The sequence below is a fragment of the Niveispirillum sp. FG148 genome (assembly GCF_057809655.1).
Map to the genome: position 1 here is coordinate 22,335 of NZ_JBMDKJ010000026.1, position 25,883 is coordinate 48,217.

25 protein-coding genes and 1 tRNA gene are annotated in these 25,883 nt (G+C 65.9%); 12 read left to right on the forward strand and 14 right to left on the reverse strand.

Going from position 1 to position 25,883, the window contains the following annotated elements:
- The first annotated feature begins 44 nt into the window (after positions 1–44).
- Entirely contained in the window at positions 45–572 is a 528-nt protein-coding gene (gene coaD / locus ACODTW_RS21700) for a pantetheine-phosphate adenylyltransferase (RefSeq protein WP_488948173.1), read from the forward strand.
- Positions 573–732: 160 nt separating this feature from the next.
- Here coaD and ACODTW_RS21705 read toward each other — a convergent pair.
- A tRNA-Lys gene (locus tag ACODTW_RS21705) sits at positions 733–808 on the reverse strand.
- Between the two features lie 132 nt (positions 809–940).
- Positions 941–1,945 carry a DUF2786 domain-containing protein gene (locus ACODTW_RS21710; protein ID WP_488948174.1) on the reverse strand — a complete coding sequence of 335 codons (1,005 nt, stop codon included), beginning with the start codon at positions 1,943–1,945 and terminating at the stop codon, positions 941–943.
- A 523-nt stretch (positions 1,946–2,468) separates the two neighbouring features.
- Here ACODTW_RS21710 and ACODTW_RS21715 point away from each other — a divergent pair.
- The 6 genes from ACODTW_RS21715 (at position 2,469) to ACODTW_RS21740 (ending at position 7,823) form a co-directional block, all read left to right on the forward strand.
- The gene (locus ACODTW_RS21715; RefSeq protein ID WP_488948175.1) at positions 2,469–3,302 is read left to right on the forward strand and encodes a protein phosphatase CheZ; all 834 of its coding nucleotides are present in this window, start codon (positions 2,469–2,471) and stop codon (positions 3,300–3,302) included.
- A gap of 18 nt (positions 3,303–3,320) precedes the next feature.
- Positions 3,321–3,626, forward strand: coding sequence for an STAS domain-containing protein (locus ACODTW_RS21720; protein WP_488948176.1), 306 nt, complete (start codon positions 3,321–3,323; stop codon positions 3,624–3,626).
- 16 nt (positions 3,627–3,642) lie between these two features.
- Positions 3,643–4,413: an ATP-binding protein gene (locus tag ACODTW_RS21725; RefSeq protein WP_488948177.1), complete on the forward strand. Its 771-nt coding sequence runs from the start codon at positions 3,643–3,645 to the stop codon at positions 4,411–4,413.
- A complete protein-coding gene (locus ACODTW_RS21730; protein ID WP_488948178.1) occupies positions 4,410–5,600 on the forward strand; it encodes a PP2C family protein-serine/threonine phosphatase in 1,191 nt (396 codons plus the stop codon). The genes ACODTW_RS21725 and ACODTW_RS21730 overlap by 4 nt, the downstream gene beginning before the upstream one ends.
- Before the next feature lie 2 nt (positions 5,601–5,602).
- Positions 5,603–5,944 carry a PilZ domain-containing protein gene (locus tag ACODTW_RS21735; protein WP_488948179.1) on the forward strand — a complete coding sequence of 114 codons (342 nt, stop codon included), beginning with the start codon at positions 5,603–5,605 and terminating at the stop codon, positions 5,942–5,944.
- A 97-nt stretch (positions 5,945–6,041) separates the two neighbouring features.
- Positions 6,042–7,823 (forward strand): ABC transporter ATP-binding protein, encoded by a 1,782-nt coding sequence (locus tag ACODTW_RS21740; RefSeq protein ID WP_488948180.1) that lies wholly within the window; start codon positions 6,042–6,044, stop codon positions 7,821–7,823.
- Positions 7,824–7,875: 52 nt separating this feature from the next.
- Here ACODTW_RS21740 and tatC read toward each other — a convergent pair whose 3' ends face one another.
- The 4 genes from tatC to ACODTW_RS21760 form a co-directional block, all read right to left on the reverse strand.
- Positions 7,876–8,682 (reverse strand): twin-arginine translocase subunit TatC, encoded by an 807-nt coding sequence (tatC, locus tag ACODTW_RS21745; RefSeq protein WP_488948181.1) that lies wholly within the window; start codon positions 8,680–8,682, stop codon positions 7,876–7,878.
- A gap of 6 nt (positions 8,683–8,688) precedes the next feature.
- Entirely contained in the window at positions 8,689–9,132 is a 444-nt protein-coding gene (tatB, locus tag ACODTW_RS21750; RefSeq protein ID WP_488948182.1) for a Sec-independent protein translocase protein TatB, read from the reverse strand.
- A gap of 6 nt (positions 9,133–9,138) precedes the next feature.
- Positions 9,139–9,330, reverse strand: coding sequence for a twin-arginine translocase TatA/TatE family subunit (tatA, locus tag ACODTW_RS21755; protein WP_488948183.1), 192 nt, complete (start codon positions 9,328–9,330; stop codon positions 9,139–9,141).
- A 110-nt stretch (positions 9,331–9,440) separates the two neighbouring features.
- On the reverse strand, positions 9,441–10,649 hold the full coding sequence (locus tag ACODTW_RS21760; RefSeq protein WP_488948184.1) for an ABC transporter ATP-binding protein: 1,209 nt from the start codon (positions 10,647–10,649) through the stop codon (positions 9,441–9,443).
- A 223-nt stretch (positions 10,650–10,872) separates the two neighbouring features.
- On the opposite strand from ACODTW_RS21760, the gene ACODTW_RS21765 reads away from it, so the two are divergent.
- From ACODTW_RS21765 to ACODTW_RS21780, 4 genes are all read left to right on the forward strand, one after another.
- Positions 10,873–11,331: an SRPBCC family protein gene (locus ACODTW_RS21765; RefSeq protein WP_488948185.1), complete on the forward strand. Its 459-nt coding sequence runs from the start codon at positions 10,873–10,875 to the stop codon at positions 11,329–11,331.
- A 65-nt stretch (positions 11,332–11,396) separates the two neighbouring features.
- On the forward strand, positions 11,397–11,729 hold the full coding sequence (locus ACODTW_RS21770) for an XdhC family protein (protein ID WP_488948186.1): 333 nt from the start codon (positions 11,397–11,399) through the stop codon (positions 11,727–11,729).
- The gene (locus ACODTW_RS21775; RefSeq protein ID WP_488948187.1) at positions 11,726–12,436 is read left to right on the forward strand and encodes an XdhC family protein; all 711 of its coding nucleotides are present in this window, start codon (positions 11,726–11,728) and stop codon (positions 12,434–12,436) included. The genes ACODTW_RS21770 and ACODTW_RS21775 overlap by 4 nt, the downstream gene beginning before the upstream one ends.
- A 2-nt stretch (positions 12,437–12,438) precedes the next feature.
- The gene (locus ACODTW_RS21780) at positions 12,439–14,034 is read left to right on the forward strand and encodes an NTP transferase domain-containing protein (RefSeq protein ID WP_488948188.1); all 1,596 of its coding nucleotides are present in this window, start codon (positions 12,439–12,441) and stop codon (positions 14,032–14,034) included.
- Here the strand turns inward: ACODTW_RS21780 and ACODTW_RS21785 are convergent.
- Positions 14,029–14,484: a hypothetical protein gene (locus ACODTW_RS21785; protein WP_488948189.1), complete on the reverse strand. Its 456-nt coding sequence runs from the start codon at positions 14,482–14,484 to the stop codon at positions 14,029–14,031. The genes ACODTW_RS21780 and ACODTW_RS21785 overlap by 6 nt on opposite strands.
- Before the next feature lie 221 nt (positions 14,485–14,705).
- On the opposite strand from ACODTW_RS21785, the gene ACODTW_RS21790 reads away from it, so the two are divergent.
- Entirely contained in the window at positions 14,706–14,927 is a 222-nt protein-coding gene (locus ACODTW_RS21790) for a hypothetical protein (RefSeq protein ID WP_488948190.1), read from the forward strand.
- Positions 14,928–14,946: 19 nt separating this feature from the next.
- On the opposite strand, the gene ACODTW_RS21795 is transcribed toward ACODTW_RS21790, so the two are convergent.
- From ACODTW_RS21795 to ACODTW_RS21825, 7 genes are all read right to left on the reverse strand, one after another.
- On the reverse strand, positions 14,947–15,213 hold the full coding sequence (locus tag ACODTW_RS21795; RefSeq protein ID WP_488948191.1) for a hypothetical protein: 267 nt from the start codon (positions 15,211–15,213) through the stop codon (positions 14,947–14,949).
- 119 nt (positions 15,214–15,332) lie between these two features.
- Complete coding sequence (locus ACODTW_RS21800; protein ID WP_488948192.1) at positions 15,333–15,539, reverse strand: cold-shock protein; 207 nt, start codon at positions 15,537–15,539, stop codon at positions 15,333–15,335.
- A 97-nt stretch (positions 15,540–15,636) separates the two neighbouring features.
- Positions 15,637–17,223: an ABC transporter substrate-binding protein gene (locus tag ACODTW_RS21805; RefSeq protein ID WP_488948193.1), complete on the reverse strand. Its 1,587-nt coding sequence runs from the start codon at positions 17,221–17,223 to the stop codon at positions 15,637–15,639.
- A gap of 153 nt (positions 17,224–17,376) precedes the next feature.
- Positions 17,377–18,933 carry a helicase HerA domain-containing protein gene (locus ACODTW_RS21810; protein WP_488948195.1) on the reverse strand — a complete coding sequence of 519 codons (1,557 nt, stop codon included), beginning with the start codon at positions 18,931–18,933 and terminating at the stop codon, positions 17,377–17,379.
- A 112-nt stretch (positions 18,934–19,045) separates the two neighbouring features.
- Positions 19,046–19,999, reverse strand: coding sequence for a transglutaminase family protein (locus tag ACODTW_RS21815; RefSeq protein ID WP_488948196.1), 954 nt, complete (start codon positions 19,997–19,999; stop codon positions 19,046–19,048).
- Positions 19,977–22,484: a circularly permuted type 2 ATP-grasp protein gene (locus tag ACODTW_RS21820; protein WP_488948197.1), complete on the reverse strand. Its 2,508-nt coding sequence runs from the start codon at positions 22,482–22,484 to the stop codon at positions 19,977–19,979. Before ACODTW_RS21820 ends, ACODTW_RS21815 begins: the two co-directional genes overlap by 23 nt.
- Positions 22,477–25,797, reverse strand: coding sequence for a transglutaminase family protein (locus ACODTW_RS21825; RefSeq protein ID WP_488948198.1), 3,321 nt, complete (start codon positions 25,795–25,797; stop codon positions 22,477–22,479). Before ACODTW_RS21825 ends, ACODTW_RS21820 begins: the two co-directional genes overlap by 8 nt.
- Between the last annotated feature and the right edge of the window lie 86 nt (positions 25,798–25,883).

Genomic DNA, 25,883 nt, shown 5'->3' on the forward strand with positions numbered 1-25,883 from the left:
AAGGACCCGGACCGACTGGGCACCAGGGGAAGGGGATTTCCAATATGGCGGTACGGCGTATCGGCGTGTATCCGGGTACTTTCGACCCGATCACCAACGGCCATTTCGACATTATCCAGCGCGCCGTGCGTATGGTCGATCATCTGATCGTCGGTGTCGCCAGCAATGCTGGCAAAGGTCCGCTCTACAGCACGGCCGAGCGTGTGGCGCTGGTCACCGGTGAACTGGCCACGCTGAGCCAGCAGGGCTTCAGCGTGGAAGTCCGGCCCTTCGACCAGTTGCTGATGAAGTTCGCCGTTGAATGCGGTGCCAATGTCATCATCCGCGGCCTGCGCGCCGTGTCGGATTTCGAATATGAATTCCAGATGGCCGGCATGAATGCCCGGCTGAACCCGGCCATCGACACGGTCTTCCTGATGGCGTCCGACAAGCACCAGTTCATTTCCTCACGATTCGTGAAGGAGATCGGACGGCTAGGCGGCGATATCAGCCAGTTCGTCAGCCCGCGCGTGGCGACCAGTCTGCAAGCCCAGTTCGAGGCGGAGCGTGCCGCGGCCGGAAAGGCGGTATAATACCAGTTCCCGATGAGTAAGCCTCATCGGGAACTGGTACGGCGGCGCTGGTAATTGAAGCCCAGTGACCGGTTCCGATCACTGGGACGTGGCATAAGCCCAAAAGCAAAAGGCCCGGGAGCGATCCCGGGCCTTTTGCTTTTGGTACTGCCTTCGAGAATGGTGATCCCGTCGGGATTCGAACCCGAGACCCCATGATTAAAAGTCACGTGCTCTACCGGCTGAGCTACGGGATCATCCTCGCGAAGTGGCGCGCAACATAGGCGGGTGAGGCGGCTACGTCAACATGTGCGATGCAGCACCGGACGGCTGCAACGGCCCCATGCAGTTCTGCCGCATGAAGGGCGGACGAACCGGCCGTGTCCGGATCAGGTGGCCCCCCCATCACCCCCGACGCGACGGCGCAGATTGCCGACCGTCTGCGGAGACACCCCGACGCGGCGGGCGATTTCCCGGTCCGGCAGGGCGGCCGTGGCCGGATCGGACAACAGGCGCACCACTTCCTCCCGCCGTTCCGACGCCGTGCGGAAATGGGTCGGCTGGCCGATGGCGGCGGCATCGCCGTCCTGTTCGCGTGCAACGCGATCCAGGCTGGCCAGATGGCGCAGGTCGGCCAGGATCGCCGCCTCCACCCAGCTGCCCCGCCCGCTATGCGCCCGCCAATATTCTGCCCGGGCCAGCGCATCCTGAATGGAGCCGGCGCGCAGGCTGTGTTCCACCAGCCGCCGGATGACAATGGCGCGGGCATAGGCGGGCAGGTCCAGATGGCTGGTCGGATCGACGGAGGCGTCCTCCGTATCGGTTCCATCCAATCCGCGGATGGCGGCGATTTCCTGACCGCGCCGTTCCCAATATTCCAGTTCCGCCAGGGCCCCGGCCACCGTAATGGGCAGCGAATAGGCCCCTTCCACGGCCCGCTTCACCTCCGGCGGCATGTGCCGCGGCAGGCTGCTGCGGGTCCAGCCGGACAGGCTGCGGGTCCAGCGTTCGTTGGGCGGTTCTTGGGACTGCGACCAGCGGGAGACGGCGGCGCGCAGCAACTTCTCCCGCGAGCAAGGCGCCAGGACGGCATCGCGGCTGCCATGGCGTGCCATGACCGATTGCGCGTCGGGCGGCTCTGCCCTTGCCCGGCGTCCGCGAAAATCCGGGCGTGGCGCTGGGGACGCTGGCGGCGGCGGCGGCGGCGGTGGTGGCGGCTCCACCGCTGGCGGTGCGCGACGATCCACATCCATCAGCATGGTGGCCAGATCGGCGAAACGCTTGCCGTCGCGGGCCAGCAGCCGGCGTGCGGTTTCAATGGCGGCCGCGGCCTCACCCTCGTTCGAACTGTCCACCAGGGCCAGGACCTTGCCCAGCTTCACCAGATCCAACATGCGCACCGTCCATTTTGGACGGACAGCATAGCAGTCCCGGGGCGCTTGTCCAGATTGGACGGTCTTTCCGGCGGAAACATCGCGTTCCAGCCGTATCGCCCCGATTCCAGCAAGGGGGCCTTCGGGAAGAACCGTTGGTTGCGGCTGCAGACCGCCGCGACTCACGCCCAACCTCGGTCCGTCCCCGCCCGAATCTCTGCCAGGGCTGCCGCCTTGGTTTCTGGTCACCTGCCATCGGCGGTCCTTGCGGGCCGCCCATCACGGCGTGATGTCGCAAGTGGTGGATACGGGCATCGCCAATTCGGAAACGCAAGCATGTTACCCTGCAGCCAGGGACACGCGATGAAATGTTGATGATCATTTGTCGATGGCGCGCAGAATCCGGCATCGGAAAGGGTGCAATCATTTGCTGCCCTCGCCCCGATGGTGGTAGCAATAGAGGTGGTGTCGCCAGGGTCCGACGCGTGGGGCGGGCGGAAGGGCGACCCCGTCAGCAGTGGAAGAGTGCGCAGCCTTGCACGAGATGGGTAACATTCCGGGTCTGACCGAACAGGACTACGCCGCGCTTTACGACCGCATCGCGCATTCGCCTCAAGGCATCGCCTTCCTGCGCGAACATGCGCGAAGGGCGGGGGAGGCGGGTCAGACGCAGATTGCCGTCGCCATGCGCGAGCTGCGCGCCCTGTTCGAGAATCAGGCGGCGCTGCATCAGACGACGGGCCGGGCCGAGGCGCTGCGCAGCGAACTGCTGGAAATGGCCGCGTCCATCGAGCAGGCGCGCCGCGAAATCGCGGCGCTGCGTCCCAAGGACACAAACAATAACCGCCTGGACATCGCCACCAACGAGCTGGACGCTATCGTGTCCACCACGGAGCGGGCGTCGAACGAAATTCTGCAATCGGCCGAGCGGCTTATGGAAGTGGCGGGCCGGTTGAAGCGACTGGGTGCCGATCGCGACCTGGTCGCCGATATCGAGAGCGAAGTCACCAACATCTTCACCGCCTGCTCGTTCCAGGACCTGACCGGCCAGCGCACCAGCAAGGTGGTGAATGCGCTGCGCTATGTCGAACAGCGCATCAATGCCATGATCTCCATCTGGAGCATCGAAGGCGTGAAGGCGTCTGCCGACCAGGGGCCCACCGACGCACGGCCGGACGCGCACCTGCTGGGCGGGCCGCGCGATGATGGTGTTGACCAGAGCGAGGTTGATGCGCTGCTGTCCGGTGCCTTTGTGGCGCCAAAGGCGGCTCCTTCCCCTGCTTCCGCGCCGGCCAGTGCGGCGACACGGTCCGCTGTCGTCGACATCGAGCCGCCGAACCCGCTAGACCAATCCGAAATCGACAACCTGTTCGACTGATCCAACGGAGAGTTTCTGATGGACTACACCGTCCACACCGCCGCAGACGGGTTGCGTGTCACCCTGACGGGCCGTATGACGCTGATCGACCACGAGAAGTTCCGCAATGTGGTCGATGCGATCGAGAAGTCGACAGCCAAGCTGTGCGTGTTCGATCTGTCGGGCCTGGAATTCGTCGACAGTTCCGGTCTGGGCATGTTCCTGATCGCACGGGATGTCGCCCTGCCCAAGGAAATGGAGATCCAGTTGCTGAACGCCCAGGAATCGGTGCGTCGCATCCTGCAGATCGCCAAATTCCAGACGCTGTTCAGCGTCAAGCCCTGAACCGGAGGACGGGGCCGTGGCCGGTGAGCCCACCGCGACGGATCGGGCCGCCCGACCCCTGTCGGTCGGCGGGGAACTGGCGCCGACCCTGGTGATGCGGCTGGCGGCCGAGCATCGGTTCAAGGTGGAGCCTTGGGCAATTGACGCGGCGGAAGCCGGGGAAATTGCCACCGCCCCGGCCTTGCTGCTGACGCTGCGGGGCAGTATCCGGGAAATGGGCTTGGCCCTGAGCCTGGATGCCCGCGCCTATGTCGAGATTGAAGATGGCGCCGCCCCGCTGCCGCCCGGCCTGCCGGAGTGGCTGCAGAGGCCCGACCGGCTGCATCTGTCCGTATCGACGGTGACCTGCTTCGGGCTGGATCTGGCACCGGTCCTCTGCCGCCGGCTGGTGCAACTGGGCTGGCTGGGTGATAACCGGCGGCCGGATGTGGAAATCTGTTTGCATGAAGCGGTCAGTAACGCCGTCATTCACGGCAATCTGGGCATCAGTTCTGGCCCGGATGGTGGTGCGCAGGCTTTCGACGATTTCTATCGCCAGGTGAAGGAACGTCTGACGGACCGGCTGCGCGCCCTGCGCCGGGTCACGGTTGAGGCGGCCTGGACTGGTGAGGAACTGGCCCTGGTCGTTGCGGACGAAGGGAACGGGCATCCGGGCGTCGCCAAGGATTCCGGTCCCGCGGGCAGTCTGGCCAAGTCGGGCAGGGGCCTTGGCATCATGGGCCAGTTGGCTGACCATGTCGGGTTTTCCGATGCGGGGCGGCGCATCCATCTGCATTTCCGCCGATGACGGGACCGATCACACAGCCGTCCATGCCGGCACCCCATCGCATCAGCTTTGCGGATTGCCGCATCCTGATTGTGGATGACAGCCGGTTCAACCGGGAGATCCTGTCACGTTTCATGCAATGGGTCGGCATCGGCCGCATCGATTTCGCCGCCAACGGGCAGGAGGGCCTGCAGCGCCTGGCCGAAACCAGTTACGATCTGGTGTTGCTGGATATCGACATGCCGGTCATGGACGGGCTGGAAGCCTGCCGCCGCATTCGCCAGGAACCGGTCTGGGCCGACCTGCCGGTGCTGATGCAGACATCGGCCGGCAGCGATCCGGCCGGGGTGAAATGTTTTGAAGCCGGTGCCAGCGACATTGTCACCAAGCCCATCAATCCTGGCGAGTGCATGGCGCGCGTCCGCCTGCATCTGGAAAAGCAGTTCTTTTTCCGCAACCTGACCGATTTTCACCGCCGGCTGCAAAGCGACCTGAAGCTGGCGCGCAGCATGCAGAAATCGCTGATCCCCGACGCACGCGTCCTGGCCAACGCTTCCGGCCGCTACAATCTGCGCATTGAAGGCCATTTTGAACCCTCTGATGAGCTGGGGGGGGATTTCTGGACCCTGTTCGATCTGGGGGACAGCCGGCTGGGGGTGCTGTCGGCGGATTTCTCCGGCCATGGCATCTCCGCCGCCATCAACACCTTCCGCTTCCACACCCTGATCGAGCGTATCCCCCCGCTGGGCTTCGAGCCGGTGGAATGGCTGTCCATGCTGAACCGGCCGCTGAAGGATCTGCTGCCGGTCGGGCAGTTTGCCACCTGCTTTTACGGCATCATCGACAGCGCGGCCGGCACCCTGTCCTATGCGGCGGCGGGCGCACCCAGCCCCGTCATGTATCATGGCGGGCGGACCAGCATGCTGGATGCCAGCGGCGTGATGCTGGGCGTGTCCAATTCACCCTTCCTGACATCGGACTGTGTGGCATTCCCCGCCGGTGCCTCGCTGCTGATCTATTCCGACGCCATGACCGAGGCGGAGGACCGGCAGGGGCACCTGGTCGGCGAGGATGGACTGGTTCGGTTGGTGCAGCAAACTTTCGCGGCAGGCGAGAACAGACTTGCGCGTTTGCTCTCAGCCTTTGACACTATGGTTACGCGGCCCCTGGCCGATGATCTGACGGCCATTTGTATCAGCAGGGTGTGAGCATGCCGGCCCTCTCCCTCCCTTCCTGGTTGACGTCCCTGTTCAAGCCCAACCGCCGCCGGTATGACCGGCACGCGGTGCATTATGGCGTAAGGCTGAAGGCGGGGGACGGTGTCTTCGATTGTCGCATGTGTGACGTTTCCCCGTCGGGTGCCATGCTGGTGGATGCGCCCAACCTGCCCATCGGCACGCTGACCGTCCTGGAAATCCCCCAGATCGCCCTGGCGGCCGATGCCCGTGTCGTCCGCCGGACCGAACAGGGAATCGGCATCGAATTTTCCAAGGACGGCGTCGGCGCCATCATCGCCGGCTGGGCCATGGGGCTGAGCCCGTCTTCGGAATAGAAGGGTTTCGCCGGACGACAAGCGCATTTCCTTGCGTCCGTGAGAAGGTGGGACCATTTCCTATGGTCTTTGTATCGCCACCGACCGGATAAAGATCTTGGCCGTTTCCACGCCCGTGCCGGGCAAGACCAAGCCCGCGCACACCAAGGCCCTGCTGGGTCGGCTTTCCCGCGCCTATCTGGGCCCCTATAAGCTGCGGCTGGTGGCGGCGCTGCTGCTGATGGCGATGGAAGCCGCGGGGACCGGTGTCGTGGCCTGGGCGTTCCAGCCGCTGCTGGACAAGGCGTTTCAACCCAACAATGAAGGGTATCTGCTGCCGTTCGCCACCATGATCATGGCGGCCTTCGTCGTGCGCGGTGCCGCTGCCTATGGCCATTCGGTGCTGGTCAACCATGTGGGGCAGCGCATCGTGGCCCGCATCCAGGCGCAGGTCTATGGCCACCTGATCCGGTCGGATCTGGCCTATCTGCACGGCCGCGCCTCCGGTCAGTGGATTTCGCATCTGGTCAATGATGTGAACCAGATGCGCATGGCCGTGTCGGAATGCCTGACCGGGTCGGTGAACCAGGGGCTGACCCTGGTGGTGCTGATCGGCATGATGTTCTACCGCGACTGGCTGTTGGGCCTGATCGCCTTCACCGTATTCCCGTTTTCCGGCTGGGTGCTGGCGCGTCTGGGCAAGCGGCTGCGCCGCATCGCCGCCAGCCAGCAGACGGAGCTGGGCAATTTCTCCGCCGTGCTGGGACAGACTTTCCAGGGCGCGCGCCACGTCAAGGCCTATGGCATGGAGGCCTATGAGGAACAGCGTGTCGGCCAGACCATCGACCGGCTGCGCAAGCTGACGGCCAAGAGCTTCCGCACCGGTGCTTCCATGCTGCCCATCAACGAGGTGTTCAGCGGTCTGGCCGTGGTCGGCGTCATCGTCTATGGCGGATTCGCCATCGCCGAGGGCAGCCGCACGGCTGGCGAGCTGGTCAGCTTCATCGGCGCTTTCATGCTGGCCTTCCAGCCGATGAAGGCCCTGACCAAGCTGAACGCGCAATTGCAGGTCGGGTTGGCCGCGGCGGAGCGGGTGCTGGCCGTCCTGGACAGCCACCCTTCCATCACCGACCGTCCGGAGGCGGTCGCCCTGCCGCCCGACAGCAGCCACGATATCGTCCTGCGTGACGTCCAATTCTCCTATGACGGGGAGAAATCGGCACTGAACGGGGTTGATATCGATATTCCGGCCGGGCGCACCGTGGCGCTGGTCGGGGCGTCGGGGTCGGGGAAGACGACGGTGCTGAACCTGATCCCGCGCTTCTATGAGGTGACGGGTGGGGCGGTCATGGTGGGCGGACATGATGTGCGCGACCTGACCCTGGCATCTCTGCGGGCGTCCATCGCTCTGGTCAGCCAGGAAACAGCGCTGTTCGACGACACGATCCACGCCAATATCGCCTATGGTAGGCCTGGGGTCGACCGCGCGGCGGTGGAAGCGGCGGCCCGCGACGCGGCGGCGCATGAATTCATCATGGCGCTGCCCGACGGCTATGACACCATGGTGGGGGAATTCGGCCTGAAACTGTCCGGCGGACAGCGCCAGCGCATCGCCATTGCCCGCGCCATGCTGAAGAACGCGCCGATCCTGCTGCTGGACGAGGCCACGTCGGCGCTGGACAGCGAGTCCGAGCGCGCGGTGCAGGATGCGCTGCGCCGCCTGCAATCGGGCCGGACCACCCTGGTCATTGCCCACCGCCTGTCCACCATCGCCGACGCCGACCGCATTCATGTCATGCAGGATGGACGGGTGGTGGAACAGGGCACGCATGATGAGCTGCTGGCCCTTGGCGGCGCCTATGCCCGGTACCAGGCCCTGCAGGGCGGGGACGGGTCGTAAACAGGGGTGACCGGGCGGCGGTGGCGATGGGGCCGCCGCCCGGTCACCAGCATCATTCCAGTTCGGCCGCCGCTTCGCTGGCCGCCCGCCTCTTTTCGATGCGGCGCGCCATGAACACCGACACTTCGTAAAGCAGCAGCAGCGGAACGGCGAGGCCAACCTGGCTGATCACGTCGGGCGGGGTCAGGACGGCGGCGACGACAAAGATGAAGACGATGGCATAGCGGCGCTTGGAGGCCAGTCCATCCGCCGTGACCAGCCCGACACGGGCCAGCAGGGTCAGCAGCACCGGCAGCTGGAAGGCCAGGCCGAAGGCGAAGATCATGGCCATGATCAGCGACAGGTAATCGGCCACACGCGTTTCCGCCTGGACGGCCAGGCTGGTAGCCGTCGCCGCCGTTTCGAAGCTGAAGAAGAATTTCAGCGCCATGGGCATGATGAAGAAATAGACCAGCCCCGCGCCCAGGGCGAACAGCACCGGCGTCGCCACCAGGAAGGGCAGGAAGGCGCGGCGTTCATGCTTGTAAAGGCCAGGCGCCACGAATTTCCAGATCTGGCTGGCGATGATGGGGAAGGCCAGCATGGTGCCGGCCCAGAAGGCCACCTTCACCTGCGTCAGGAAGAATTCCTGCGGGGCGGTGAAGATCATGCGCCGTTCTGCGGCCTTGTCCCCCAGGGCCATCACCAGCGGGTGCATCAGGAACTGATAGATATGATCGGCGACGGCGAAGCACGCCAGGAACGCCAGGATCAGGGCGCCGCCGGACCACATCAGGCGGTTGCGCAGCTCGATCAGGTGATCGAGCAGCGGCATCTTGCCGGATTCCAGTTCGTCGTGCTGATCGGTCGGTTCGCTCAAGGTGGCTTATCCCTTGGTGGGGTCCGTGGGGGTGGGCGTCGGTGCCGAGGTCTCGACGGTGGGGACCGTCACTGCTTCGGGCGCCGGCTGCGGTAAAGTCACCGCCGGACTGTCGACCGGATTGGCAGCGGCGGCGGTGACGGCACCGGCGGGTGTGGCGTAATCCTCCACGGCCAGCGGCTTGGCCGGTTCGGCCGGACTGTTGATGCTCTTTTCCAACTCGTCCTGGATATTGAAGCTGCGGGCCTGCTGGACCTGCTTGCGCAGATCATCCAGTTCGGACTGTCGAATCATGTCATCGACATTGCTCTGGAATTCACGCGCCATGGCGCGTGCCCGGGCCATCCATTTGCCGGCTGTCGCCAGGGCCTTGGGAAGATCCTTGGGCCCGATGACGATCAGGGCGACGACGCCGATAAGCAGGAGTTCGGACCAGCCGATATCAAACATGATGCATCAGACCTTCGGCGTGTCGTCGGACTTGGCGGGTGGCGTTGTGCCCGCGGCATCGCCGTCGGACAGGCCGGATTTGAAATTGCGAATACCCTGGCCCAGATCGCCCATGACCTTCGGCAGCTTGCCTGCGCCGAAAATGACCAGGACGATCACCAGGATCACCAGGATTTCCCAGAAACCGAGACCACCCATCGTTCACTCCGCCAATCAGGGCCAGGACGCATGAATCAAGCCGCGGGCCCGATGCCCGAAAGGCGCGGGATCATGGCAGAAAGCCCACTCCGCTGCAATGCGGCCGGCTGTTACGCTTTGGCAAACACGAAGGCCTGGCGGGTTTCCAGCTCCACGCTGACATGGCTGCCATCTTCGGGCAGGAAATGCCCCGGTGCCCGCGCATGCAGATGGTGCGGCCGGCCATCGCGGTCTGTCACGCAGAGATGCACCAGACTGGTCCGGCCCAGCAGGCGCGACGCCTCCACCCGGCCCAGGTTGGGCACGGCGCTGCCGTCGCCATCACCGGTCATGGTCAGGCGCAGCGCCTCCGGCCGGATCAGCACCTCTACATCCTGTCCGTCGGCCAGGTGCGATACGGCCATCGAACCGACAGGGGTATCCACGCGTCCATGTGCCACACGACCCGGCAGCGTGTTCACTTCGCCAAAGAAGCTGGCGGCGAAGGCATCGACGGGTCGGGTATAGAGCTGGGTGGGGGACCCCACCTGCACCACCTTGCCGTCGCGCATCAGGACGATGCGGTCGGCCAGGAACATGGCTTCTTCGGGGTCGTGGGTAACGATCATCGTCGCCGCCCCGCTGCGTTTCAGCACATGCAGGGTTTCATCCCGCACAGTTTCACGCAGCCGCGTATCCAGGCCGGAGAAAGGTTCATCCAGCAGCAGCACCGACGGGCGCGGCGCCATGGCGCGGGCCAGGGCCACACGCTGCTGCTGCCCGCCCGACAGGGCATGCGGGTAGGTGCTGACATAGGATTCCATGCCGACCTGGGCCAGCGCCGCCTGCGCGCGCTGGGTCCGTTCTGCCGATGGCAGCCGGTTCAGGCCGAAGCGGACATTGTCCAGAACCGTCAGATGCGGGAACAGGGCATAATCCTGGAACACCAGTCCGATGCCCCGTCGTTCCGGCGGCAGGGCCTGACCGGGCCGCGCAATGGTCTGCCCACCGATGGCGACTTCGCCCTGCTGCAACGTTTCCAGACCCGCTGCCAGGCGCAGAAGGGTGGATTTGCCACAGCCGGAAGGACCGACCAGACAGACAATCTCCCCCGGGCCGATGGCCAGGGACACGTCGATCAGGGCCTGCTTGGCGCCGTAACGATGGCTGACATGATCCAGCGCCAGGGCCGGCAGGGCCGCCGGCCGGCCGCGCGCCGGTCCGGCGGCATCCAGGGGCGTCACGGCCCGCCGGGTGCCGGTGGAGCCGCCCTCACCGCCGGCTTCATCCCGGCCGACGTCGAATCCGGACCGCAATTCGTCGCTGATCGTCGCATCCATTTCGGCCGACGCTTTCTTCCTGTCATTGTCCCGTTCGGGACGCTGCCCATGTCCTGTCATACTTAGGACGCCACCCCTGCCTTTGCAAACCGTTATTAGTCGCTATGCCGCCATGCGGCCAAGGCTGTAGCGGTGGTGACGACCTGCGGGACGCGGCTTCCCGCCCGGTGCGGCTTTGTGGCACTGTGCGTCGCAATATTCAGGAAATGGATGGTTTCAGCCCATGGACATGGCGGGTGAATACAAGATTGCGGCGCCGCGCGCCGCCGTCTGGACGGCCTTGAACGACGCCGCGGTGCTGCGGCGCTGCATTCCCGGCTGCGAGGAACTGGAGAAACTCTCCGATACCGAACTGACAGCCAAGGCAAAGGTGAAGATCGGGCCCGTTGCCGCCCGCTTCACCGGCCGCGTCACCCTGTCGGAGATTGATGCCCCCAACGGCTATCGCATCACCGGCGAAGGGCAGGGCGGTGTGGCCGGTTTCGGCAAAGGCGGGGCTGTGGTCAGGCTGATCGAGACCGAGGAGGGCGGGACATTGCTGACCTATGTGGCTGAGGCTTCCGTGGGCGGCAAATTGGCCCAGATCGGTTCGCGTCTGGTCCAGGGAGCGGCGAGGAAGATGGCGGATGACTTCTTCGCGGCCTTTGCCGGCGTGATGGCGGAAATGCCAGCGGCGGAATGACCCCCTGCAAATCAGCCCCTGCAACGCCCATCTGGGTTCCATCAACCCGCTGCGACGTCAGACCCATGCCAGAGACAATAGATGATAACGCCGCCGTCCTGGATCAGGCTGCCGCCTGGCTGGAGGCGGGAGCCAAGGTAGCGATTGCCACCGTCACCGCCACCTGGGGATCCGCCCCGCGACCGATCGGCAGCCTGATGGCGGTATCCGATCGCGGTGGCATGGCCGGATCGGTGTCCGGTGGCTGCATCGAAGGGGCGGTCGCGTTCGAGGCGTCGCGGGTGATGACGGACGGCGAGCCGCGGCTGCTGTCCTTTGGCATCAGCAATGAAATGGCGTGGGAGGTCGGGCTGGCGTGCGGCGGCAAGCTGGACGTCTATGTGGAGCCGCTGGCATGAAAAAGCGGGTTTTCCTGGCCCTGCGGGCGGCACAGGCGGAACGGTGGCCGGTGGCCCTGGTCACCGATATGGGGACGGGTCTGCAAACCCTGGTCGACGCCGATGGCCGCCAGCAGGGTGATGCCGGGCTGGAGGAGGAGTTCCTGCCCACGGTTCTGGAGGCGCTGAACCGCGACCGGCGGGGGATGGTGGAATTCTATGAAGGGCGGTTCTTCATCAATACCTTCCCGCCACCGTCCCGGCTGCTGATCGTCGGTGCTGTGCATCTGGCCCAGGCGCTGGCGCCCGCGGCGCGGCTGGCGGGTTTCGATGTGACGGTGATCGACCCGCGCGCGGCCTTCGCCACGCCGGAGCGCTTCCCCGCCAGCAACCTGATCGTGGACTGGCCGGACGAGGCGATGGACCGGCTGAAACCTGATGCGCGCACGGCCATCGTCGCCTTGACCCACGATCCAAAATTCGATGATCCGGCCCTGATCCGGGCCCTGGCCAGCCCCGCCTTCCATATCGGTGCCCTGGGCAGCCGCAAGACACAGGCCGCGCGTCTGGAACGGCTGCGGGCAGCCGGCCTGGACGATGCGGCGTTGGCCCGCATCCATGGTCCGGTCGGCCTGGATATTGGTGCCGTGACGCCGGGCGAAATCGCCGTCTCCATCCTGGCGGAGATTGTGGTGGCGCTGCGCGGATCCAGGCAGAAGGTGATGTAGGCATGTGGTTCGGACCGGTTCCCGTCGCCCAGGCCGAAGGGGCGATCCTGGCCCACGCTGTCCATCATGCCGACGGCCGCTTTGCCAAAGGCCGCGTCGTCAGTGCCGACGACATCGCCATCCTTAATCGATCCGGTATCGAAGTGGTGGTGGCGGCGCGGCTGGAACCAGGGGATATCGGCGAGGATGCGGCAGCGTCCCGCGTGGCAGCCAGGCTGGCCGGTCCGCATTTGACCGTCAGTGCCGCCTATACGGGGCGGGTCAACCTGTTCGCGGCCAAGGATGGACTGGTCACCATCGACAGCGCCACCATCCATGCCCTGAACCGGGTGAACGAGGCGGTAACCATCGCCACGGTTTCACCTTTTACGCCGGTTCTGGCGGGTCAGATGGTGGCGACCATCAAAATCATCCCCTTCGGTCTGAAGGAAAGCATCATTTCGAATATGGAATGGATGCTGACGGGCACCGGTCCTGTTGCCCTGGCCCCCTGGGCCGGGCTGGGCGCAGGCCTGATCCAGACCATGCTGCCGGGGACACGGACGCCGGTGCTGGATAAAAGCGTCGGGGTGACGGCGGACCGTCTGGCCGCCATCGGCGGTGACCTGATCATGGAGAGACGGGTCCCGCATGCGGTGGAACCGCTGGCCCGGGCCCTGCGGGAGACGGAAGGCGATATCCTGCTGGTGATCGGGGCGTCGGCCATCACCGACCGTCGGGACGTGATCCCGGCGGCGCTGGAGGTGGCGGGCGGGCGCGTGCGCCATTTCGGCATGCCGGTCGACCCCGGCAACCTGCTGCTGCTGGGTGAGTTGGACGGAAGGCCGGTGCTGGGCCTGCCGGGCTGCGCACGCTCCTCCCGCATGAACGGCGTGGATTGGGTGCTGCAACGCCTTGGCGCCGGGCTGGCGGTGGATGCCGCCAGCATCATGGGCATGGGGGTTGGCGGGCTGCTGGCAGAGGTGCCGGGCCGGCCGCTGCCGCGGGCGCTGGCCACGGCATTGCCCCGGGCGCCGCGTATCGCGGGTCTGGTGCTGGCCGGTGGCTTTGGCCGGCGGATGGGCGAGGGCGGCAACAAGCTGCTGCGTCACTGGCATGGCAAATGCCTGGTGCGTCATGTCGCGGAGGCGGCCCTGGCAGCCCAACTGGTCGGCGTCACGGCTGTCACCGGACATCAGGCCGACGCCGTGGCCGCGGCACTTTGTGACCTGCCGATCGATATCGCCCATGCACCCGACCATGCGGAAGGGCTGTCGGCCACGCTGAAGGCCGGGCTGTCGGCCCTGCCGGACGATATTGATGGGGTGATCGTGATGCTGGGGGACATGCCCCGTGTGACGTCCGGCATCATCAACCGCATGGTCGCGGCTTACTCACCCAACGATGGCCGCGCCATCATTGTGCCGACCAGCGGCGGCAAGCGCGGCAATCCCGTGCTTTGGGATCGTGCCTATGTGGCGGAGATGATGGCGCTGTCAGGTGATGTCGGCGCCCGTTCCCTGCTGATGCGCCATGCCGATCGCCTGTGCGAACTGGACGTCGCCGATGACGGGGTGCTGCTGGATGTCGACACGCCGGACGCGCTGGCCGCCCTATAGATACAGGCCCAGCACCTTCAGATAGGGCCGTGCCTCCTGCAGGAAGGTCAGCACCTCAAACATCAGGTCGGGCAGGGTCAGGTGTCCGGAAACCGTGGCCTGTCCCAGCACCATGATTTTCTGCCTGTCATCGACGGTGAAGCGGGCATTTTCCAGATTGGCGGCGCCACGCAGAATGCGCGACAGCTTCATCCGCTTTTCCGGTGATTCGATGGTGTAGGGCAGATAGCCGACATCGGCCCAGATCTGAAACAAAGTGTTGTCACCATCCGGCGTCAGGCTGACATGGAACATCAGCCCGTCCAGGAAGAAATGGTGACGCGACGCTTCCGTCGGGCTGTTCACACTGAACTCGCCCGCGTCATCCATGCGGACGGCGCCCGGACCGATCGGCAGACCCTTTTCCGCCGCGCGGGCCAGCTTGGCAACCGTTTGAAGCGCCTGTGACACCGGGTCACTCTCCCCTTGGCATACCCGCCCTTGGCGGAAAGACATCCTCTATCCGTTATAGGGGGCTTGGCGGATAGGTCCAATGAATTTCCGTCGACCTGCCTGGAAGAACAGGTGCAGGCCGGTTGCCAGGGGCGATAAAGCTTAAGTCACTGCAAAGGGATCGATGTCAGGGCCCGGTTGCCATGTCCGCCAGTGTGCCATATCCGGATTTATCGAGCTTGCCGGACGATCTGGCCGCGGCCCTGGTGCGGTTGATCCGTCTGGTCAACCAGATGCGCGTGCGCTGTCCGGACCTGGACAGCGTGGCCCTGTCGGTGGAGACGGAGATTGACCGGCGGGCCGCCCGGCTGCTGGTCCAGCATGTCGAGCGGACCTGCCCTGGCTTCACCTTGATGCTGAGTCCATGGGACGGGCGCAGCCTGCTTGATGGCGACGGCTGATCCCGTGGCCCCGCGGCGATCAGTCGGCGTCGCCCCGATCATTGGCGATATCATCCGCCAGTTCGCCCGCCATTTCGGCAAACAGCTCGGCGTCGGCCTGCAGGCCATTGGCCTCGCAGATGCGCATGAAAACGCGATAGCCGTGCAGGATGGCGACGTCCAGGGCAGCCTGATCACCTTCCTCGCTGTACCGATCCTTGATTCCCTGTTCTTCCAGCGTGCCGAGAACATCCATCTCGGCGGCCTTCAGAACGGCTTCCATCGCCTGCTTGTGGAGAGTGGACATGGGTCCGATCCCTGATTTCCGATTGTGGGGCGCCGTCGGCGGCACCTTCTTGCGCCGTCATAGCAGGGCCAGGGGCCAATGCAAGTCCGGCTGCGGCAGAACTGCTGCGCAAAGGCCCGTCAGTTGCGCAGATTGATGGCCTGCGGCTTGCCTGTCTTGCGGTTGGTCTCGACCTCGTATTGCAGATACTGCCCCTCTTTCAAGGTGGGCAGACCGATATACTGGACGGCGTTGATATGGACGAACACGTCAGGGCTGCCATCATCGGGGGTGATGAAGCCGTAACCCTTGGCGCTGTTGAACCATTTGACGGTGCCGGTCGGCATGGCGCGAAACTCCCCCGCGCTGGACATGGAACAAGCCGCGCACCATGGCGGCAAACGGTCCGCGATGCAAGCCACGGCGCTCCCGGTCAGGCATGTGCTATTGCGTGCGGGCCGCGGCCGGCGTGATGAGGGTTGCCAGGGTGTTGCCGTCAAGCCGCCCGTCAAACCGCAGATCCGCCCGCATGGCCCAGCGCCGGCTGAGATGCAGCACGGGAATAAGCGGCACCTGGTCGCGCACCAGGAGGGAGACTTGCTGCAACAGGATGGCCCGGCGTCCGGCGTCCAACTCACCCCTGGCCTCTTCCAGCAGATGGTCAAGGGTCGTGTCGCTGTACTGGCTGAAATTCTGCGCGCCGGCCTTGCGGGCGGGGTCGGGAGAATGCAGCAATTCCCATCCGGCATAGCCCAGCTCGCCGGTAAAGGGCACCCAACTTGACAGGAACAGATCGAATTTGCGGTCGTGCAGCGTGGGCAGCACCTCGCCCACGGTTATGTAGCGAACCTTCAGCCGCACACCGACCGCCAGCAGATAGCGGGCAATGCCATCCACAACACGCGCAAATGGTTCGACCGTCACCAAATCCAGTTCCAGCGGCTTGCCCGCCAGCGCGCCGTGCAGCAATTCGCGCGCCTGCACGGGATCGTAGGGCAGATCGGCATCGGGTGTGTAGCCGAGAATGTCGGGATGGGCGAGCTGTGGCGCGCCGATGGCGGCGTCTTCCGACAGACGCTGCGCCAGCGCTGCCCGGTCCAGCGCGATGGCCAAGGCCCGGCGCACCGCGAGGTTCTGCAGCGGCGATACGCTGCCATCGGCATGATATGGGTTGATATTCAACAGCAGCGTTCGCATCGGCCTGCTGGCCGTCAGCCGGATGTCGCGACGCGACGCCAGGAAATCCAGGCTTTCCGGCACGACCTGATTGATAATATCGACTTCACCGGCCACCAGCGCCCGGGCCCGCGCCGCCCCGGTGGTGATGGGGATCAGGCGCACATGTTCCCATGCGGGCCGGTTTCCCCAATAGCCCGCCGCCGCCACCAGATCAACAGGGCCGCCGCGGTTGAACCATTCCAGCCGGAAGGGACCCGTGCCCGGAACCTGCCCCTGTTCGAAGCGCTGCGTCGACAGGGCGGCCAGACCCGCTTCCGCCTCTGCGCAGCCGCCGCGCCGGAACGCCTGATGCCAGCCGTCCGGTGCCGGTACGATGCCGAACAAGGTCAGCAGATGCGGCAGCAGCGGGACGGGGGTCTGCGTGGTGATGACCAAAGTCAGCGGATCGCGCGCTGACACCTCCTCCACCCCGGCGATCAAACCGGCCATGGTCCCGTTGGCCAGCCGGTCCAGCCGGCAGAAGGTGAAGGCGACATCGGCGGCACCAAAGGGCTTGCCGTCGTGGAACCGCACGCCGGGCCGCAAGGTGACGACCCAGCGGCGCGCGTCCTCCTGCTGCCAGCCGGTGGCCAGCCAGGGCTGAAGGCCAAGGGCCTCATCCGGCAAAATCAACGGTTCGAAGATATGGAAGGCCAGATTGCGTGTATCGGCGGAATTGAAGGCGTGCGGGTCGGCCGTCGCGGAAACGCCATCCAGCCCGATACGCAGCACGGCCGGCGTCGTCCCGGCTGCGTTCACGGTAAAGGCCAGCAATGGCAGCAGGATAAAGGTCAACAGCAGCGCGTGAAACACGCATCCGGTCAGCCAGCACCCCCTAAGGGCGGGCATCCCAAACCGGTGCGGGCGACGGTTCACGTTCAAATCTGCCTACCCATGCGTCACAGGGTTGCAATTCTAGGATAACCGGACGTGCTTGGATAGTAAGGGAAATACCGTGGCTGGCCTCTAACCGATGCGGGTCAGCAGATCATTCTCCGGTCGCGCGGCCTCGGCGATGTCGGCGGGATCGGGGGCGTTGGGATCGCCGGCCGCCGTCTCCCGGCCCAGATGCGGCAGGCCGATGGCGCGCAGCCCGCCCAGCAAGGTGCGCTGCACGATGACACCGCGTTGTTCCATATAGGAAAGCAGGCGGCGGGCGCGTCCAGGCGAGCGGCTGCCGCAGGCCCGTGCCACTTCGGCATCCGACGGACAGGGCGCCCCGCCCAGGGCCGCGCGGGCCAGCAGCAGGAAGACGCCCTGCATATCCTCCGGCAAGGTCTTGGCCGCCTGTTCGGCCGCCGTCCAGTCGGGATCGTCGGCGCCTTCGGCATCCACGCCCGCGCGGATGACGGAAAGGCGGCGGCGGAAGGCCGGCATGTCCAGCGTCTCCCCCCGCAGTCGGTGGATGCGGCAGCGGACCAGGAAATCCTGGTACAGCACGGCATCGGTGCGGAAGGCGGCGTCAGGATCGGACAGGACCTGCCGCAGCACTTCGTCCAGCTTCTCGTCATTTTCCGCCGCTTCGAAAAGCGACGGCTCGGGGTTCAGCGCGGCCGTGGCGGCCATTTCCGCCTGACGCTGCCCGGCCAGGCGAAGGGCGGCGTTGATATCGGCCGGTGGTGGGGGCGGGGTACGGCGCACGGTCGTGGGCGGGGCCAGCAGTTCGTCGGCTGACGGGGTCAGGATCAGATCGCGCGCATCGGCCGGCGGCTGATCGGGCAGGGGCATCAGCTTGGGGCTGCCGCCGCGGCCCGCGGTTTCCACATGACCGATGCGGATGGGCAGGGGCCGGCGCGAGACTGCCGGGCCCAGCGCCACGAAATGGCCGCGCGCCAGATCGCGGAACATCTCGGCCTGCCGGCGCTCCATGCCCAGCAGGTCGGCGGCCCGCGCCATGTCGATATCCAGGAAGGTGCGACCCATCAGGAAATTGCTGGCCTCTGCCGCGACATTCTTGGCCAGCTTGGCCAGACGCTGGGTGGCGATGATGCCGGCCAGGCCGCGCTTGCGGCCACGACACATCAGGTTGGTCATGGCGCCCAGGCTGGCCTTGCGCGCCTCGTCCGACACTTCGCCGGCGGCAGCAGGGGCGAACAGCTGCGCCTCGTCCACCACGACCAGCATCGGGTACCAGTAATCGCGTTCGGCATCGAACAGACCGCCCAGGAAGGCGGCGGCCAGACGCATCTGCCCCTCGATATCGGCGCCATCCAGGCTCAAAACAACGGAGACGCGGTGCTGCCGTACGCGTGCGGCCACCTTTTGCAGGCTGGATTCCGTGTGCTGGGCGGCGTCGACCACGACATGCCCGAACTTTTCCGCCAGCGTGACGAAGTCACCTTCCGGGTCGATGACGCATTGCTGCACCCAGGGGGCCGACTGTTCCAGCAGACGGCGCAGCAGGTGCGATTTGCCCGAGCCGGAATTGCCCTGCACCAGCAGACGGGTGGCCAGCAATTCCTCCAGGTCCATCTGGGCGGACTTGCCTTCCGCCGTCAAACCCATGTCGATGCCGACCTGCATCCGCCCCTAACCCCGAACCCGATTGCTGTGGAGCGCGCTTCTATACCGCATGAAGCCCATTCTTGCGATGCTTATGCGCCATGGATGATCCGCGTGGGCCGCCCCTTGCCGGTCAGTCGACGGGGTCCACGTCCACAGCGACCAGCACGCCGTGGCTGCCACCGCCCAGGATGACGCCGCGCAGGGGGCAGACATCGTCATAATCGCGGCCCCAGGCCAGGGTGACATGATCGGTGTCGCATTGCCGGCCATTGGTGGGGTCCAGGTCGATCCAGCCCACCTGCTGGCCGCACCACACCTGCACCCAGGCATGGCTGGCGTCCGCGCCTTGCAGCTTCGGCTTGCCGGGCGGCGGCAGGGTGCGCAGATAGCCCGACACATAGCGCGCCGGCAGGCCCAAGGCCCGCAGCGCCCCGATCATCAGATGCGCGAAGTCCTGGCACACGCCCCGCCGACGGGCCAGCACCTCAGAAATGGGGGTGCTGACGGTTGTGGCGGTGGGATCGAAGCTGAAATCGCTGTGGATGCGCCGCGTCAGATCCAGCGCGCCTTCACCCACCGGCTTGCCGGAGGGGAAGAAGGACGCCGCAAACAAGGTCAAGGCCGTATCGGCCTGCGGCACGCGCGCGGAGGGGCGCACGAATTCCACCGTTTCGGCCAAGCCCGCGGCCTGTGCCGCCACTTCCTCCCAAACAGGCGTCGCGGAGGGGTGGAAGGGCGGCGGTGGCTGCACCGTCACCTCAATCTCCGCCGTCACGGTCAGGTCGCGATGGGGCGCCTGCAAGGCGGCATAGGTGACGGGATTGCCGAACCAGTCACGACGTTCGGTCACCATGGCGGGCCAGGGCACGATGGACAGGGTAGCCATGTGGCAGGTCTGGCGCGGATGGGCGCGCGGCGCCAGATGGGCCAGCATCTGGGCATTGGTCACCATGTCGCCATAATTATAGCGGGTGACGTGCCGGCAATGATAGCGCATGGCGACAGGCACCGTCGGCGCGCCAGCGGCATCGTCCGCTGCCGGCACCTGCAGCGCGTCCTGTTCACGTCGGGCGGGCAAAGACATGGCTGAAATAGGCCTGACTCAACAGGTTGGAGATTTCGGGCAGCAGCCGGGTCAACCGATCGGTCAGGTCGGCCAGGGCCAGCGGGTCGCGGGTCGGCTGTGGGTCGGCCACCATGAAGGCGGCTGTTTCCAGCAGGTCGTGGGCCAGCTTGGTGGGGCTGACCTCCAGCCCTTCAGCATCGATGACGGGCAGCTTGCGCAACTGGCGCTGTACCGTTTTGATCTGGAACGCCAGGGAGCGCGGATGTTCATCATCGGCCAGCAGCAGCGACAGCACCGACTCCCGCCGGATGCCGACCGGATGACGGTCGCGATAGGCAGCACCGGCGGCCGCCAGTTCCAGCAGCACCGACAGGGCAGCGACAGCGCCCGCTGTGCCCGAACCCAGGCCGCATCCGGTAAAGCCACCGACAATGCCGATGGCGCGTTCCAGCCGGCGACCCAGAACCAGGAAATGCCAGGCGGGCCCGCGCGACATGCCGTCCAGTTCCAGCCCGACCAGCGATGCCAGTAGGCGTGAAATCTCATCCAGCCGCAGGTGAACGGCCGCCGGGTCCGCCTTCAGCGGGCGCGACGCCACATCGTCCAGCACGGCCAGCACGCGGCTGAATTCCCCAGGCAACCGGTCGCGCACACCCGCAGCGGCGCGGCGCAGCCGGTCCATCGTGGCGCGCAAGCCCCCGGGATTGCTGCGGTCGGCCACAATTTCCAGCGCCTGACGCATGCCGCGCACGGCATCCGTCTGCGGCAGGCTGGCGATTTCCTGCGGGATCATGCCGACAAAGCCCATCAGGCGCAGCAGGGGAACCAGTTCCTCCTCCGCCCCCGGATGGGCATCATCGGACAGGCGGCGGGCGGCGGCACGCAGGACGCGCACCGCCATGTCGGCCCGTTCGGCATAGCGCCCGACCCAGAACAGATGATCGGCCGCGCGCGACGGCAGGTCGCCCGCCCGTGGGCCCGTGTCACCCGTGCCGTCGGGCAGCATCGGCGGGCCGGAGCCGCGGCGGCGCGGCGTCTGGCCGATGGTGGCCCCGACGATCCAGACATCCTTGGCACCGGCACCCGTCTGTAACGATACGGAGGCGAAACGTTCGTCGGCGCTGATACGGGCCAGCCCCCCCGACATGACCATCCAGTCGCCTTCAGGCGTGGCGCAGGCAAAGGCGCGCAGCACCAGGGGACGCGCGATCTTGCGCCCATCCCGCCAGACCGGGGCGGTGGAGGGCACAACCGGCTCCTGCGCCACCCAATCCTGCGGACGCCGGCGGAGGGCGGCGGCAAGATCGGCCCGCCCGGCCGCATCCAGGTCGCAGCCATAGGTGGCCTTGTGCCCGAAACTGGAATAGGCGGGTCGGAACACCAGCCGGTCCAGACCTGCCACCATTTCCGCCCGCTGCCGGGCGTCCCCGCCCCACAGGGTTGGCACCTCGGCCAGCAACGGCGCCTCACCCAGCAGATGGCGCGACAGGGCGCCCATCCAGGGCAGCAGTGCGACACTGTCGGTCAGGCCGCTGCCCAGGCCATTGCAGACCATGACATTGCCGGCGCGAACCGCTTCCACCAGCCCCGGCACACCCAGGATGCTGTCGGGACGCAGTTCCAGCGGGTCGCAGAAATCATCATCGACGCGGCGCAGGATGACGTCGATCCGTTCCAGCCCGCCCAGGGTTTTCAGATAGACGGCCTGATCACGCACCGTCAGGTCCGCGCCTTCGACCAGAATCAGGCCCAGATGCCGGGCCAGGAAGGCATGTTCGAAATATGCCTCGTTCAGGGGGCCGGGCGTCAGCAGGACGAGACGCGGGCTGCCATCGGGGCCGGACCGGCGGGGGGCCAGGGCGGAAAGGGTCTGACGCAGCTGTTCAAAGAAGGGCGTCAGCCGCTCGACATTGCAGGACCGGAACGACTCGGCCAGGGTCTGGCCCAGCACCACACGGTTTTCCAGGGCATAGCCCGTGCCGGTCGGGGCCTGGGTCCGGCAGGCCAGCACGCGCCAGATACCGTCGCGGTCACGCACCAGATCGGTGGCGACCAGGGTCAGTCGCGACCCGGCGGGCACGTCCAGGCCATGGCAGGCGCGCAGGAAGGCAGGATCCCCCAGCACCAGTGAGGCCGGCAGGACACCGTCGCGGATCAGTCGCTGTTCGCCGTAAAGATCGCCCAGCACCCGTTCCAGCAGGCGGGCGCGCTGTGCCACCCCCTCTGCGATCATCTGCCATTCCGACTGCGGCAGCAGCAACGGGATGGGATCAAGCGGCCAGGGCCGTTCCACGCCTTGCGGATCGGCATAGGCGTGATAGGTCACGCCGTTCTGGAACAGCAGCCGGCGGCCGGCATCCCACCGCTCCTCCATCGAGGCGGCATCACTGGCGCCTGACGAGATGAAGCCCTGCCAGTGCGCGCGCACATGCCCGTCGCCCGTGACCATCTCGTCCCAGGGTTCCGCAGAAGCGTCCGCACTGTCGCGGGCAAGATCAGCCAAGGCGTAAGTCAAGGGTCAACGGAAACTCGGGGTTTCGGATCTCGATCGGTGCCGCCAAGGGCCCCGGCGTGTGGCCGAACGGGAAGAACCGTGCCAACCGCCGCCCCTCCGCCTCGTTGGCATTGACCGGGAAGGTGGTGAAGTTCCGCCCCCCGGGATGCGCGACGTGGTAGGTGCAGCCGCCGATCGAGCGCCCCGTCCAGCTGTCCACGATATCGAAGATCAACGGTGTATGCACGGGTATCGTGGGGTGCAAACAGGTAGGGGGCTGCCATGCGCGGTACCGTACCCCCGCCACGAACTCCCCTTCCGTGCCGGTCGGGTGCAACGGAACCTTGCGTCCGTTGCAGGTGACGATGAACCGATCGTCGGTGGCACCGGCCAGCCGCAACTGTACCCGTTCCAGGCTGCTGTCGACGAAACGCACGGTGCCGCCGCCGCCCGGTTCCTCGCCCAGCACATGCCAGGGCTCCAGCGCGGTGCGCAGTTCCAGGGTCAGGCCGCGCTGGCTGACATGCCCCATCGTGGGGAAGCGGAAATTGATGTGCGGCTTGAACCAGCTTTCATCGAAGGCATAGCCGGCCCCGCGCAGGTCGGACACCACGTCCTGGATGTCCTGGGCCACGAAATGCGGCAGCATGAAGCGTTCATGCAGCTTGGTGCCCCAACGCACCAGCTTGGCCCGGTAGGGCTGCTTCCAGAACCAGGCGATCAGCGTGCGCAGCAGCAACTGCTGCACCAGACTCATCTGCGCATGCGGCGGCATTTCAAAGCTGCGCAGTTCCAGCAGGCCCAGCCGGCCCGTGGAACTGTCGGGGCTGTACAGCTTGTCGATGCAGAATTCACTGCGGTGGGTGTTGCCCTGCACATCGACCAGCAGATGGCGCAGGGCCCGGTCGACCAGCCAAGGCGGACAGTTGGTGCCGGCTTCGTCCAGGATCTTGAAGGCGATTTCCAGCTCGTAAAGACTGTCATGCCGCGCCTCGTCCACGCGCGGATGCTGGCTGGTCGGGCCGATGAAGGTGCCGGAGAACAGGAAGGACAGGGCCGGATGGTTCTGCCAGTAGGTCAGCAGCGACCGCAGCACGTCCGGCCGGCGCAGGAACGGGCTGTCGGCGGGCGTCGGCCCGCCGACCACGACATGGTTGCCGCCGCCCGTGCCGACATGGCGGCCGTCCAGCGCGAATTTCTCCGTCGCCAGCCGGCTTTGCCGCGCATCCTCGTAAAGGTCGGTGGTGTTGCGTACCAGTTCATCCCAGCTGGACGCGGGATGGATATTCACCTCGATCACGCCCGGATCGGGTGTCACGGCAATGCTGTCCAGGCGCGGGTCCTTGGGCGGGCCATAGCCTTCCAACACCACCGGCATGTCGAGTTCGACGCAGGTCGCCTCGATCGCCGCGATCAGCTCCACCCAATCTTCCAGGTAGGAGGTGGGGGGCATGAAGATGTAGAGACGGCCGTCGCGTGGTTCCACGCACAGGGCCGTGCGGACCACCCACCAGGCGGACTCGCCCTTGTCGGGGACCGACTCGCGCACGTCGGCCATGCGGCGACGCTGCTCGATGCCTTCGGTCCAGCCCTTGTTCTCGGACATCTGCTGGGAAATCTGCTCATAGGCCGGCAGCGGCGGACGATTATCGAACGGGTCCTGTTCGTAATGATAGGGATATTGAGCAGGCGCCACCCAAGGCAGGGAGCCCAAGGGCAGGCGGTAACCCACGGGGCTGTCGCCCGGGGCCAGCAGCAGCTTTTCCGTACGCGTCGCCCAACCCGACGACAGCCAGACGGGACCCGTCGCCTCGTGCCGGCGGTTCAGCGGCAGGGCGAATCCGATGGGCTGGTCCAGCCCGCGCTCAAACACCCTGGCCAGGCGTTCGCGCTCCTCAGCACTCTCCAGCTTGCTGTCGAACGGGTCGACATTGATGGGAAGCTTGCGTTCCTTATTGATGTAGTACCAGGGGTCCTCGAACGCCGCGCGGGCGAAGGAGCCGGGGATGCCCAGCTTTTCCGCCAGGGTGGTGATGTAGGCCTCGGCATGCTCGGCCTTGAAGCCATAATCCTTGCGCTCGTCCGCCTGATATTCGTCATGCGTCCACAGCGCATCGCCATCCTTGCGCCAGTAAAGCTGCAGCGCCCAGCGGGGCAGGCTTTCGCCGGGATACCATTTGCCCTGGCCGAAATGCAGCAGCCCGCCCGGGGCGAAACGCCGCTTCAGCCGGCGGATCAGATCGCCGGACAATAAGCGCTTGGTCGGGCCCAGGGCGGATGTATTCCATTCCGCCCCGTCCATGTCGTCGATGGAAATGAAGGTCGGCTCGCCCCCCATGGTCAGGCGCACATCGCCATCCACCAACTCCCGGTCCACCTTATGGCCCAGGGCCTCGATGGCGGCCCATTGTTCGGGCCAATAGGGTTTGGTCGTGCGCGGCTGTTCTTGGATGCGGGTGACCGACATCTGGTGTTCGAACGACACCTCGCACAGTTCCAGCCCGCCCGTCACGGGGGCGGCACTGAACGGGTCGGGCGTGCAGGCGACGGGGATATGCCCTTCACCGGCCATCAGGCCTGAAGTCGGGTCCAGCCCGATCCAACCCGCACCCGGCAGGTAAACCTCGCACCAGGCATGCAGGTCGGTGAAATCGGCCGTGGGGCCTTCCGGTCCTTCCAGCGGCTTCTGGTCGGCGACAAGCTGGATCAGGTAACCCGAAGCGAAGCGCGCGGCCAAGCCCAGATGGCGCAATGCCTGTACCATCAGCCAGGCGCTGTCACGGCACGACCCGGTGCATTTCTCCAGTGTCTCTTCCGGGGTCTGCACCCCCGGCTCAAGCCGGATGACATAGCCGATCGCATTTTGCAGCTTGGCATTCAGGCCCATCAGGAAATTGACGGTCGGCTGTTCGGACCGGTCGATTTCCGCCAGAAAGGCCGATAAGAGGGGACCGGCCGGTTCCGTCTCCAGGAATGGCTTCAGTTCCTTGGCCAGCAACGGGTCATAGTCAAAGGGTACCTTCTCCGCCGCCGGCTCCAGGAAGAAGTCGAACGGGTTGACGGCAGCCAGATCGGCCACCAGATCGACCTCCAGCGTGAATTCCGTCGTCTTTTCCGGAAAGACGAAGCGGGCCAGCCAGTTGGACTGCGGGTCCTGCTGCCAGTTCAGGAAATGCTTCTTCGGCGTGACCTTCAGCGAATAGGAGAGGATCGGCGTTCGGGAATGTGGCGCGGGGCGGAGCCGGACCACCTGCGGGCCCAGGTTGACGGGCCGGTCATAACGGTAGACGGTCTTGTGGTTCAACGCGACATGAATGCCCATTCGCCCCTGTCCCCCACTGATCCCTGTTTGCCGATTGGTCGGCAGCCGTGACGGTAGCACCAAAAGAGGAGGGGGTTAAGGTGCGT